At 35.3% G+C, this 12,953-nt stretch carries 9 protein-coding genes; 8 read left to right on the forward strand and 1 reads right to left on the reverse strand.

Annotated features, from left to right (window positions below; genetic code table 11):
• The 8 genes from I600_RS15740 to cls form a co-directional block, all read left to right on the forward strand.
• The coding region (locus tag I600_RS15740; RefSeq protein WP_058105525.1) for a glycoside hydrolase family 5 protein at positions 1 to 1,113 on the forward strand (1,113 nt) is incomplete at its 5' end.
• A 224-nt stretch (positions 1,114 to 1,337) separates the two neighbouring features.
• A complete protein-coding gene (locus tag I600_RS15745) occupies positions 1,338 to 1,733 on the forward strand; it encodes a hypothetical protein (protein ID WP_236973430.1) in 396 nt (131 codons plus the stop codon).
• A 93-nt stretch (positions 1,734 to 1,826) separates the two neighbouring features.
• Entirely contained in the window at positions 1,827 to 6,212 is a 4,386-nt protein-coding gene (locus I600_RS15750) for a CusA/CzcA family heavy metal efflux RND transporter (protein WP_058105526.1), read from the forward strand.
• A 5-nt stretch (positions 6,213 to 6,217) separates the two neighbouring features.
• Entirely contained in the window at positions 6,218 to 7,405 is a 1,188-nt protein-coding gene (locus I600_RS15755) for an efflux RND transporter periplasmic adaptor subunit (RefSeq protein ID WP_058105527.1), read from the forward strand.
• 9 nt (positions 7,406 to 7,414) lie between these two features.
• Positions 7,415 to 7,831, forward strand: coding sequence for a Fur family transcriptional regulator (locus tag I600_RS15760; protein ID WP_058105528.1), 417 nt, complete (start codon positions 7,415 to 7,417; stop codon positions 7,829 to 7,831).
• Positions 7,832 to 7,865: 34 nt separating this feature from the next.
• Positions 7,866 to 8,228 (forward strand): DUF3703 domain-containing protein, encoded by a 363-nt coding sequence (locus I600_RS15765; RefSeq protein ID WP_058105653.1) that lies wholly within the window; start codon positions 7,866 to 7,868, stop codon positions 8,226 to 8,228.
• 13 nt (positions 8,229 to 8,241) lie between these two features.
• Positions 8,242 to 10,254: a heavy metal translocating P-type ATPase gene (locus tag I600_RS15770; RefSeq protein ID WP_058105529.1), complete on the forward strand. Its 2,013-nt coding sequence runs from the start codon at positions 8,242 to 8,244 to the stop codon at positions 10,252 to 10,254.
• A 348-nt stretch (positions 10,255 to 10,602) separates the two neighbouring features.
• Positions 10,603 to 12,012, forward strand: a complete 1,410-nt coding sequence (cls, locus tag I600_RS15775; protein WP_058105530.1) for a cardiolipin synthase — start codon at positions 10,603 to 10,605, stop codon at positions 12,010 to 12,012.
• 11 nt (positions 12,013 to 12,023) lie between these two features.
• On the opposite strand, the gene I600_RS15780 is transcribed toward cls, so the two are convergent.
• Positions 12,024 to 12,662, reverse strand: a complete 639-nt coding sequence (locus tag I600_RS15780; RefSeq protein WP_058105531.1) for a hypothetical protein — start codon at positions 12,660 to 12,662, stop codon at positions 12,024 to 12,026.
• Positions 12,663 to 12,953 lie beyond the last annotated feature (291 nt).

Genomic DNA, 12,953 nt, shown 5'->3' on the forward strand with positions numbered 1-12,953 from the left:
TTTTTAATTGGATGCTCTTCTTCAGAAAGTCAAGTCAAAGAAAGCTCAGCTGAAACTACAGATACCGTTGAAACACCCGAAGAAAATATAGTACAAGAAGAATCCATCAACGGAATTATGCGAGAAATGTCGCCAAAAGAATTTGTGTTGGACATGGGTTCTGGTTGGAATTTAGGCAATACTTTAGATACTGAGGATGTAGACGTAACAGCGTGGGGAAATCCTTTGACCACACAGGCTATGATAGATGAGATCGCTGCAAAAGGATTTAAAACATTACGATTACCGGTTACTTGGAGATTTCATATCGGTGCAGCACCAGATTATTTGATAGAGCCAGATTGGTTAAATAGCGTAGAAGAAATTGCAAATTTTGCTCTAGGTAATAATATGTACGTCATCATAAATATTCATCATGATGATGAGTGGATTGTGCCTACCTATGAGAATGCCCCTTCTGTAAAAGATAGGTTGATAAAAATATGGACACAGATAGCTAATAAATTCAAACCTTATGGAGATTATGTAATTTTTGAAACATTGAATGAGCCCCGTCATGAAGGATCTCCCGAAGAATGGGAAGGTGGTACCGCAGAAGGGCGAGATGTTGTCAACCAATATCATCAGGTAAGTGTAGATGCAATTAGAGCAACTGGAGGTAATAACGCTGTTCGAAAAATTATGGTTTCTACCTATGCAGCTGGAACCGGTGAAAATGTTCTAGAAGATTATGTAATACCCAATGATGATGAAAATATTATTGTATCTATTCATAGCTATTCTCCTTATTTATTCAGTCTTGCAGGAACTGATCCAACATGGGGTACAGATGAAGATAAGACGCAGTTAACCGAAGAATTTAATATAATTCAAGCTAAGTTTGAAAGAGAAGGTAGGGCAGTAGTTATGGGTGAATGGGGATCTACTTTTTCTAATAATGAGAGTGACCGTTTGGCTCATGCCGAATATTATGCAAACCTATGCGCAGAACGCGGTATTTGTCCCATTTGGTGGGATAATGGTAATGCCAGTGAATTTGGTATCTTCAATAGAAACACATTAGAATGGGTCTATCCGGAAATTGCAGATGCTATTGTTGATGCTACGAAGTGACACAAATAGAAAGTAATAGGGAAAATGCCCACAACAACATGCCAGTTTTTCTATAAGTGTGAAAATTATTAAGTATTGCTAAAGCCTAAGGAAGGGTATTGTTGTGCTTATTGTCCTTATGGAAAGGTTAAATGCCCGTCAATTCAGAAAAAGGAAAATGTCTGCGGATGATTCTTATGTTTGCACAACAGTTGCATTAATCAATTTGTAGTTTTGTAAAAATTATGAAAACACTTTTTTCTATATCTATGTCCTTTTTATTCCTTTTTCAAGGAATTAGCTTAGATATGGACTTTTGTGGACCTATCAAAGAAATTTCAAGCATTATAAATCATTTTCAAGAGCATAAGATATATGGTGACTCATTTATTGAGTATGTAGTGGAAGATTATTTGGATAATGATGTGAAAAACGAAACGCATCATAATGATAAAGATAATGATGATATACCAGTGCACTCACATCATCAATGTTGTCATCCGTTAGTTCTATTTGTTGCAAATGAAAATATAGTTACAACAAATAGGTTAAAGTTTGAAGAAGTAAAACAATTTAGCTTATATAAAGTAAATTTCAATTCAAGATTTCTGGAATCCCTTTTCCAACCTCCCAGAATTTAATAAAAATCTGCAAATGCAGATAATAATATTTACAGCTGTATAATAAACTAGTATATAGCCACTTCCTTATTTTAAATTTAACAATACTTTTATATGCTTAATAAAATTATTAGGTACTCTATAACCCATAAATTGGTTATAGGGCTACTCACATTGGCATTAATAATTACAGGAATATATTCCTTAAATCAACTTCCTGTAGATGCTGTGCCAGATATTACCAATAATCAAGTCCAAGTTATTACCAATTCGCCAACCCTTGCCGCACAAGAGGTGGAACGCTTAATAACCTTCCCCATTGAAATTACCATGGCAACCATCCCACAGATTGATGAAATTCGTTCGTTTTCTCGGTTCGGTTTGTCGGTTGTCACTATTGTTTTTGAAGAAGATGTTGATGTGTACTGGGCTCGGCAACAGGTAAGTGAACGTCTTGCAGAAGCACAATCTCAAATACCCGAAGGCATAGGCAAACCGGGTATTGCACCTTTAACAACTGGTCTGGGTGAAATATACCAATATGTTGTCACTACAAAACCGGGTTATGAAGATAAATACGATGCCATTCAATTGCGTACCATCCAAGACTGGGTTATTAAAAGACAACTTTTAGGAACCAAAGGTGTTGCTGATGTAAGTAGTTTTGGTGGCTATTTAAAACAATATGAAATAGCCATTCGTCCAGAACGTTTGAATGCAATGCAGGTTTCTATTTCCGAAATTTTTTATGCCTTGGAAAATAACAATCAAAATACCGGAGGTGCCTACATCGAAAAAAATGATAAAGCGTTATTTATTAGAAGTGAAGGGTTGGTTGGTTCTGTTAACGATATTGAAAATATTCTTATCAAACAAACAGAAAATGGAATCCCTATTCTGGTTAATGATGTTGCGAAAGTGCAAATAGGCTCTGCCATTCGGTATGGTGCAACAACTCGTAATGGTGAAGGTGAAGTGGTAAGTGCCATTGTGATGATGTTGAAAGGAGCAAATTCTGCACAAGTCATAACTGATGTTAAAGATAAAATTGAAATTATAAGTAAAACTTTACCAGATGGTGTTGTTATTGAGCCTTTTTTAGACAGAACGAAATTGGTGAATAGTGCTATTGGAACGGTGACCACAAACCTTGTTGAAGGTGCACTCATTGTAATTTTCATTTTGTTGTTATTATTGGGGAATTGGCGTGCGGGATTGATAACGGCATCCGTTATACCATTGGCTTTATTATTTGCCTTTAGTATGATGCACCTTTTTGGTGTTTCGGCAAACCTAATGAGCCTTGGAGCCATAGATTTTGGGTTGATTGTAGATGGCGCTGTTATTATTGTAGAAGCCACTTTATTCCATTTAGGGGCTCTAAAAATTTCGAGAAAGCTTACACAGAAAGAAATGGATGAAGAGGTCTACCAATCTGCTAGTAAAATTAGAAATTCGGCAGCTTTTGGAGAAATTATTATTCTTATTGTGTACTTGCCAATTTTAGCATTGGTTGGCACCGAAGGAAAAATGTTCGGTCCCATGGCGCAAACCGTGGGTTTTGCCATTTTGGGTGCTTTTATATTATCCTTGACCTACATTCCTATGGTATCTGCATTGGTGTTAAGTAAAAACACAGTACACAAAAAAAATATTTCTGATAGGATAATGGGTTTCTTATACCGTATTTACCAACCTATCCTAAAGGGGGCGATGCAAATTCGAATTATTGTTCTTGGAATTACTATTACACTTTTTGTTATTGCTTTTATGGTATTCAGGAGTTTGGGTGGTGAGTTTATACCAACCCTCGAAGAAGGCGATTTTGCGGTTGAAACCAGAGTCATGACCGGAAGTTCATTAAACAATACGATAAAGGCAACCACAAAGGCAGAAAAAATATTATTGGATAATTTTCCTGAAGTTTTACAGGTTGTTTCTAAAATTGGTTCGGGTGAAATTCCAACAGACCCCATGCCTGTTGAAGCTGCAGATTTAATGATTATTCTCAAAGACAAATCGGAATGGACATCAGCTTCAAACAGAGAAGCGTTGGCCAATAAAATGGCTGAAGCTTTAGAGGTGATTCCAGGCGTTACTTTCGGTTTTCAGCAACCCATACAAATGCGTTTTAATGAGTTGATGACGGGTGTACGTCAAGATGTAGCTGTTAAAATTTATGGAGAAGATTTAGACCAATTATCCTATTATGCCAACCAAATTGGTAAAATAGCTGGTACAGTAGATGGCGCAGTAGATGTTTACATTGAAGAAGTTACAGGCATACCACAAATAGTAATTGATTATGACCGAGGGCAACTGGCAAAATATGGTTTGGATATAAAATCTGTGAATAATACCATTCAAGCAGCGTTTGCTGGTGCATCATCTGGGTTGGTTTATGAAGGGGAAAAGCAATTTGATTTGGTTGTACGTTTGGAAGGCGACCAAAGAACTTCTCTTTCCAATGTCCAAAATTTATACATCAATGGCACTAAGGGACAACAGATACCGTTGCAGCAAGTTGCGAAAGTTTCCATTATAGATGGTCCCTACCAAATACAACGTGATGATACTCGCAGAAGAATCATCACAGCATTTAATGTTCGAAATCGCGATGTTGAAAGTGTTGTAGATGAAATCAGTAAAAAAATCGAGAGCCAGATTAATTTTGCACCTGGTTATAGTGTGAGCTATGGTGGACAATTTGAAAATTTGGTTGAAGCAAGACAACGCTTGTCCATTGCTGTACCAATGGCGTTATTGCTTATTTTCATTTTGTTGTATTTCACTTTTGGTTCTATTAAGCAAGGTGTTCTTATTTTCACTGCTATTCCATTATCTGCTATTGGAGGTGTTTTTGCACTTTGGCTGCGTGGTTTACCATTTAGTATTTCGGCAGGAGTAGGGTTTATTGCCTTGTTTGGGGTGGCCGTATTAAACGGAATTGTTTTAATAGCGGAATTTAATCGTCTTAAAAAGGAAGGCGTTTCAGATATTTTTGAACGTATTTATCAAGGTGCAAAAACACGCTTACGCCCTGTGATAATGACAGCTGCTGTAGCATCTTTAGGGTTTTTGCCCATGGCAATTTCCCAGACTTCTGGAGCTGAAGTGCAACGTCCCTTGGCAACAGTAGTAATTGGGGGTTTAATTACGGCCACTTTTTTAACACTTATCGTATTGCCCATTCTCTATTATTATTCAGAAAAAACAATCAAACTGAAAACTGATAAAACGATGATTTCACTGCTTTTTATCTTTTTTGCAAGTGTGGTTTCTATAAATGCGCAAACAACCCAAAATGTGAAAACGTTTGACAATCTTAATGCAGTAATTGAAATGACATTAAAGAACAACCCAAATATTAGAATATCCAAATTGCAAACACAGAAAGAGCAAGCCTTGAAAGGAGCGAGTTATGATATTCCAAAAACGGAGTTTGGTGTTGAATATGGTCAAACCAATAGTATAGCAGACAATGATACGCGTTTTAATATAAGTCAAACCTTTGCATTTCCAACGTTGTATGGGAATCAGAAAAAATTATCAAAAGCCAAAATAACATCGATTGAGCTTAATGAAGAGGTCGTGAAAAACGAATTGATAGCTCAAATAAAATCCGTCTATTATCAATTGTGGTACCTAAAAAATAAGCATAGCTTATTACAGCAACAAGATAGTATTTATGAAAAATTCCAGTATGCAGCAAATCTGCGTTTTAAAACAGGTGAAAGTAATGCCTTAGAACAAGCAACTGCCAATGCAGAAGTAGCAGATATAAAAATTGGTTTAAAAAATAACGTCTCTGAAATCAAAAACTACCAATTACGGTTGCAGAATTTGATGCAATCGGACAGTCTTATCGATATTAATGTTGGAAAATTAGAGATTGTTTCATCCTTGTTTTCAGAAGCATTAAATGATAGTTTATCTGTATCAAATAATCCTTTGGTCGCATTTTATGAATCAAAAGTGGAAGTTGCAGAAAGAGAACGTACAGTACAATCGGCAAGAATGCTACCTGATATTACCTTAGGTTATTTTAATCAATCCTTTATTGGAAATGGAGATACGGAAAATGGTATGCCAATGGTGTTTGATGCAGCAGACCGTTTTACGGGGGTGCAACTGGGGTTAAGTTTTCCTATATTTTTTAAATCGCACACCTCAAAGATTGAAGCTGCTAAAATCCAAAAAATGGAAAGCGAAATACAATTGGAAGCGGTTACAAATTATACTAAATCACAGTTAGAAGCAGCCTTGGAAACATTAAAGAAAGATCAAGGTAATTTAAGTTATTATCAACTTAATGCATTACCTCAAGCTGAGTTGTTATTGAAAAGCTCACAGCGAGGATTCCAAGAAGGAGCCATTGAATATATAGAATACATACAAGGAATAAACAGAGCTTTAGCTATACAAAGCAAGTATCTAGATTATATCAATCACTATAATCAAACATTGATAAACATTGAAAAACTGATAGTTAATAATTAAAAAACATGAAAAATATAATATATAAGATAATTCTGTGTAGTTCGCTGATATTCACAATTGGGTGTAAAGAAAAAAAAGGGGTTGTTGAAAAAACCAATAAAGTTAAAAATGAGAATATCGTTGAGCTCACAGAAGCACAATTAGCACAAACTGAAGTTATAGTTGGTAAAGTTGAAAAACGAAAAATAGGTCACGAAATTTCAGTTAACGGTATGATAGACGTACCACCACAAGGGAATATTTCTGTAACTGTCCCTTATGGTGGGTTTTTAAAATATACTGAAATGCTTCCAGGAAGTAGAGTAAAAAAAGGACAAGTAATTGCGACCGTGGAAAACCCTGCATTCATTGATTTTCAAAGAAATTATTTAGAAGCATTAGCAAATGATGAATATTTCAAAGCGGATTTTGAACGCCAACAAACATTGAACGATGCCGAGGTGACATCCAACAAAATTTTTCAAAGAGCTAAGAGCAATTACATGACTAATAAGGCCAATGTTCAAGCTTTAGAAAGTAAGTTACGGTTAATAGGGATAAGCCCATCGAGCGTAAAAGAAGGTAAGATTTCTTCAGTTATCAATGTATATTCTCCAATTAATGGTATTGTTCGAGATGTGTATATCAATACCGGAAAATATTTCAATCCACAAGATGTTTTGATGGATGTTACTGACGCATCTGATTTGCATGTAGAACTCAAAGTTTATGAAGATGATATACCGCTTATTAGAATTGGACAACGTATTCGGTTTAGATTGGCAAATACACCTAATGAATGGATGGAAGCCAAAGTGTTTCTAATAGGTAATAATGTACGTGATGATAGATCAATTACAATCCATGGTCATTTACAAGAAGTGAATGAGAACTTATTACCTGGCATGTTTATCAATGCAAATATTGAAGTGGAAGCTTTAGAGCAAAATACTGTTCCGGAAGAAGCCATTGTCAGGTACAACGGCAATCATTATATTTTTAAATCTTTAAGTAATCGAAAAGAAGGTGAACAATTAATGAATGATTTTGAGATGATTGAAATTAACAAAGGCAATGAAGAAGACGGTTTTGTAGCCATCACAATTGGGGATACAACCAAAGACATTTCCAAAATGAACATTGTATTAAATGATGCTTTTACTCTTTTGGCAAAGGCAAAAAATGGAGAAGAAGAAGGTGGGCATGGACACTAATTTTTTAATATGAAAACAATTATAAAACTATTAGAGTCAAAAGATATACGGGTAACGGCAATGCGCATATTAATTTATAAGTTCCTTGTAAATAAGGATGTTGCTGTAACGTTGAGTGATATGGAGTCTGCTTTTGTTAAGGCAGACCGGACAACTTTATATAGAACTCTAAAAAAATTCGAAGAAAATGGAATTGTTCATCAAATTGATGATGGTACTGGTATTACTAAATATGCAATTTGTGTAGTAGGCTGTAACTGTGATGTTGAAAAAGATTTACACTTACATTTTCACTGTAATGTTTGTAATAATACAATTTGTCTAACTGAACATAAAATACCACACATTAATTTACCAAGTGGTTTTAATGCGGAGAATGTAAATTTAGTTGTAAAAGGAATTTGCGATAAATGTAGTGGACAGTAATGTAATTTCTGAACATATTTTAATTAATAATATTATGAAATTTAATTATAAGATAACAAGGCATTTAAAAATAGCTTATGATAAAGAAATTAGTTTATATAAAGAATTTCTAGGTAATAAAGATTATGCAAATGCATGGCATCATTTAGAAAGAAGTCATATAATAGGTCAATCTTATCCAATAGAACATACCTATTCACATTGGTTAATGCTAAAGTTTGGATTAAAGCAAAGGAACAGTAAGGAAGTATTTGGTCAAATAATTAGATTATTTGTTGGTGGTTGGAAATCATTTATTGATCATGTGCCGCTTGGCAATACAGGAGGTGCCAATGTTCCACCATTAAAACGAATGAATATTCCCAAGGATATAAACAAGCTATTTCAGACAAAATGAAAAATAAGGATGCATGAAAAAAATAACTACGGAAACAACAGGGGAACATAATCACGAGAATCCTGATAATCATGATCACGAACATGACGGAATTTTAGGAAAGAACACTGAACTTTATTTTGCCATTTTAAGTGGAGTAACTTTAATAACTGGATTTCTAATAGAAAAGTTTTCTGAGCTTTCGGAGAGTGTTCCATTCGTACTCTATATTTTATCTTACATTTTTGGAGGATATTTTACCTTAAAAGAGGCCATTACTAAAATTGCCAAGGGCGAATTTGAAATTGATTTCCTTATGCTTGTCGCAGCCGCAGGAGCTGCCTATTTAGGTGAATGGGCAGAAGGTGCCCTGTTGCTGTTCCTTTTTAGTCTGGGTCACGCTTTGGAAAACTATGCTATGGGAAGGGCAAAAAAATCCATTGCGGCATTGACTAACCTGGCGCCTAAAACAGCATTGTTAAAGAAAGATGGCGACACTGTTGAAGTGGGTATTGAGGAGCTAAAGGTTGGTGATATTATCGTGGTACGGCCCAATAGCAAAATATCTGCCGATGGTGTTATTGTAAAAGGAAATAGTAGTGTAGACCAGTCACCAATTACAGGAGAAAGTGTTCCAGTAGATAAGTTACCCATTGAATATCCAGAGAAGGAGTACACCTCAAAAAGTGATATACCTGATGAAAACCGTGTGTTTTCAGGAACTATTAATGGTAATAATACGCTTGAATTAAAAGTAATTAAAGAAGCTAAAGACTCTACATTAAATCGTTTGGTTACAATGGTTCAAGAGGCTCAGAATCAAAAATCGCCCACACAATTATTGACTGATAAATTTGAGAGGTATTATGTGCCGGCAGTAATCATACTGGTAATAGCGCTCAACTTTGCTTTTTTGCTTATTGACGAAACTTGGAGTGAAAGTCTTTACCGTTCATTAGCAGTATTAGTAGCGGCAAGCCCTTGTGCTCTTGCAATTTCTACCCCTTCTGCTGTATTAAGTGGAGTAGCCAGAGCCGCGCGTGGCGGAGTTTTGATAAAGGGTGGCAGGCCATTGGAAGATTTAGGAGAACTTACCGCTTTAGCCTTTGATAAAACTGGAACCCTAACGGAAGGAAAACCAAAACTTACCGATATTGAAAGTTTTGGAAATATTGGACATAAAGAGTTGTTAGAAATAGCTGTTGCCGTAGAGGAATTGAGTGATCATCCTTTGGCGAAGGCTGTTGTAAGGGATGGATCGAAAAAGCTTGGTAAAGACATTAAGATACCGGATGCAGATGATTTGGAAGCCGTTCAAGGAAAGGGTATAAAAGCTAACTATCAAGGAAATACTATTTACATAGGCAATTTAGAACTTTTTGAAGATATTCATAATGGTGTTCCAAGCGAAGTTTCGGAAAAGGTAAGAAGACTTGAGGGGGAAGGAAAGACCACTATGCTAATAAAAAGAGATGATGAATTTATAGGTATGCTTGGGCTAATGGACACGCCTCGAGAAAAAGCCAAGGAAACCCTTGCTCAGTTAAAGGAAATTGGTATTAAAAAAATGATAATGCTAACCGGTGATAATCAGAAAGTGGCAGATGCCGTAGCTAGGGAAATTGGGTTAACAGAAGCGCTTGGAAGTCTACTTCCGGAAGAAAAAGTAGAGGCCATCAAAAAACTTGCACAGCAGGAAAATAAACTCGCAATGATCGGTGACGGCGTTAATGATGCTCCAGCCATGGCTAACAGTACTGTTGGTATTGCCATGGGTGCAGCAGGTAGTGATGTAGCTTTAGAAACGGCAGATATTGCCTTAATGGCAGATAAGTTAGAAACACTTCCTTTTGCAATAGGTTTGAGTAGAAAAGCAAAGTCGGTTATTAAGCAAAATTTGTGGGTTAGTTTGGGGGTGGTAGCACTGTTAATCCCTGCAACTATAATAAGTTGGGCTAGTATTGGCATTGCCGTAGCTATTCATGAGGGCTCTACGCTAATTGTAGTTATCAATGCGTTAAGGTTATTGGGCTACAAAAATAGATAATATGTTAATCTCTCAGGATACATTTAATTGTCGTCTAATTTTAAAAGAGACTTTGTTATTTGGCTTTCCTGCTGTACATTCCAATTTCCCTATAGCTTCATATGTGAAATTTTAGGAGTTTTATCAGAATGAGGTATCGTATTTTATTATCTCCTTGTGTATAATCCACAATAACTTTTGAGGGTTCATACAAGTTATATTGATCATATTCAATTATATAGCAATGGACAAAAAAGAAAAGCGAGAAATTGTTAGACTAATATTTATCATATTTTCTTTGAAAATTGAATCTTATTTTGCGCATTAATAGCAGTCTGGACTTTGATGGTTAGTAAAATGGCATAAACGATGTGGACTTCAATATTTATAGGTATTTACGTAGTTGTGGCATTTACTATTGTGCTGTCAATTTTACTTTACGGGGCAAAACCAACAAAAAGTTTGGCGTGGCTGCTTGCAATATTTGCTATACCCATTGGTGGAATTTTCCTTTACCTCTTGTTGGGCAGAAACAGAAGAAGAGATAAACTAATTGAACTGGAAAAAGACCTTTTTAACAAACAACCTAAACCTAGTCATCAGCATGTGAATGAATTCAATGGTAGGTATAAAAAATTGATGGCGCTAAATTATAGGAATTCACATTTTCCGCCTACTACGGGCAATGACCTAACTATTTTAAAAGACGGTAAAACAACCTTTGAGACTATTTTTCATGCTTTGGAATGCGCCACCAAACGAATTCATATTCAATATTACATATTTGAAGAAGGTGATCTAGCATCTAGGTTGTTAGAATTGTTCGAGAAAAAAATAGCTGAAGGTGTTGTAATAAGGTTAATATATGATGGCATTGGTAGTTTCTCATTGAGTAAGAAATATCTAAAGGAATTAATTAAAATAGGGGTAGAAGTTTATTCTTTTCTACCTTTTAAGTTCGGTAGATATTTTTATTCCCTAAACTTTAGAAACCACAGAAAAATTATAGTAATCGATGGTGAAATTGCATTTACAGGAGGAATAAATATATCTGATAAATACCTTAAAGGGCAGGTTGGTTTGGGTAAGTGGCATGATATGCATTTAAAACTTATTGGTGCTGCTGCAACGCAATTGGACCAAGTATTTATGACAGATTGGTATTTGGTTAGTACTAAACTATTGCAACCCATTCAAATACCGGAAAAGACAAAAGAATTAGTAGTGCAAAATGAAATGGTACAAATAGTTGCAGGCGGACCGGATGATGATTTTCCGGCATTGGAGCAAACCTATTTTACCATTGTTAACATGGCAAAAGAATATGTGTATATTACCAACCCTTATATAATACCAGGTCAGGCATTGATAAGAGCTTTACAGACTGCGGCTTTAAGTGGGGTAGATGTTAGGTTACTGGTATCTGAGAATGCAGACAATAAAGTAGTAAGTTGGTCTGTACATTCTTATTTTGAACTTTTCTTGAAAGCTGGTATAAAAATCTATCTATTTCCAGATGGTTTTTTACATAGTAAAATAATGGTAAGTGATGATGCGGTTTCATCTATTGGAACGGCAAATTTAGATGACCGTAGTTTTGAACAGAATTATGAGGTCAATGCTATTATGTACCACAAACATATGGCCGAACTTTTGAAAGAGGATTTTTTACAAGATTGTAGTATCAGTAATGAATTGATTTACGAAGAATACTTAAAAAGAAAGTGGACCAAGAAATTACAGGAAGGGATAGGCAGGGTACTTAGTCCGTTGTTCTAATATATTAGTATTTATTCTATTTGGGAAGTAAAGACCAAATCCTGGTCTTCCATAGCTATAATAACCATTTTTACATAGTCTTTTATTGCCTTTTCAATATTATCGGGTTCTGTTATTTCAATAATGCCACGCCAAATCATGGCTCTTTCCTTTCCTTCGCAGATACAATATAAGGTAGTCTCTGCATGGTAAACAGTAAATTTTTCATAGTAGTTGTCATCGTAATAAATACCTTGGTGTTCTAAGTAATCGTCATTGAACCTAGACTGGTGGTCATCCCATCTGGAAATAGATTTTACAAAGCTTTCACGATTTTCAGAGCCTGTGATTTTGGTCAAAAGAATAGCATCAAAATCCTTATCTAGTAAGCTCTGTTCAACATTGTCCAATTCGGTTTCGGTTTTACGAGAATCTGTAAGTGATAAGTCGAAAATATCAATACTTCGCCATGCTTCAACCCCTCTTTCAGAAAATTCATGCTGTAGTTTGGTTTCAAAGCTTTCCCTGTTATTTTTATCTTGTGCCATGCCAACTATAAGTACTTTATTGGCGTTGAAAAGTACAATATCCGGATTTTTCCAATTTTCAACTAAACTGATAGATGAGCAGCCCATCAACATTAAAGAGAACAAAACCATAAACTTTTTCATGACACAGTATGTTTTATTTCTGTCGAAGGTACTTTATATCCAAGGTTGTAAAAATGACCATTGTCAGTTCTATTTTATAGTACAGCAGCTTATAAGACTGTTTTATAGAAATAGGTTAATACTTTCTTCTAGTTTTGGAATATGGCAGTTCCATCGTTGGCATTTCTAAATCTTACAACAAATATTTTTGAATAAAAAACCGCCAATGAAAAGAATTCTTTGACGGTTTGGTTTTAGACATTAACCAACTAAAAATGTCTAAAATGCTTATATGATTTTCATTTTTTGGTA

This window comes from Maribacter dokdonensis DSW-8 (assembly GCF_001447995.1).
GTDB classification, from domain to species: domain Bacteria; phylum Bacteroidota; class Bacteroidia; order Flavobacteriales; family Flavobacteriaceae; genus Maribacter; species Maribacter dokdonensis.

Bases quoted from the DNA above. Each gene is read 5' to 3' on its own strand.
- I600_RS15750 (WP_058105526.1), top strand. From the start codon at position 1,827: ATGCTTAATAAAATTATTAGGTACTCTATAACCCATAAATTGGTTATA.
- I600_RS15760 (WP_058105528.1), top strand. From the start codon at position 7,415: ATGAAAACAATTATAAAACTATTAGAGTCAAAAGATATACGGGTAACG.
- I600_RS15780 (WP_058105531.1), bottom strand. From the start codon at position 12,662: ATGAAAAAGTTTATGGTTTTGTTCTCTTTAATGTTGATGGGCTGCTCA.
- cls (WP_058105530.1), top strand. From the start codon at position 10,603: ATGTGGACTTCAATATTTATAGGTATTTACGTAGTTGTGGCATTTACT.
- I600_RS15755 (WP_058105527.1), top strand. From the start codon at position 6,218: ATGAAAAATATAATATATAAGATAATTCTGTGTAGTTCGCTGATATTC.
- I600_RS15745 (WP_236973430.1), top strand. From the start codon at position 1,338: ATGAAAACACTTTTTTCTATATCTATGTCCTTTTTATTCCTTTTTCAA.
- I600_RS15765 (WP_058105653.1), top strand. From the start codon at position 7,866: ATGAAATTTAATTATAAGATAACAAGGCATTTAAAAATAGCTTATGAT.
- I600_RS15770 (WP_058105529.1), top strand. From the start codon at position 8,242: ATGAAAAAAATAACTACGGAAACAACAGGGGAACATAATCACGAGAAT.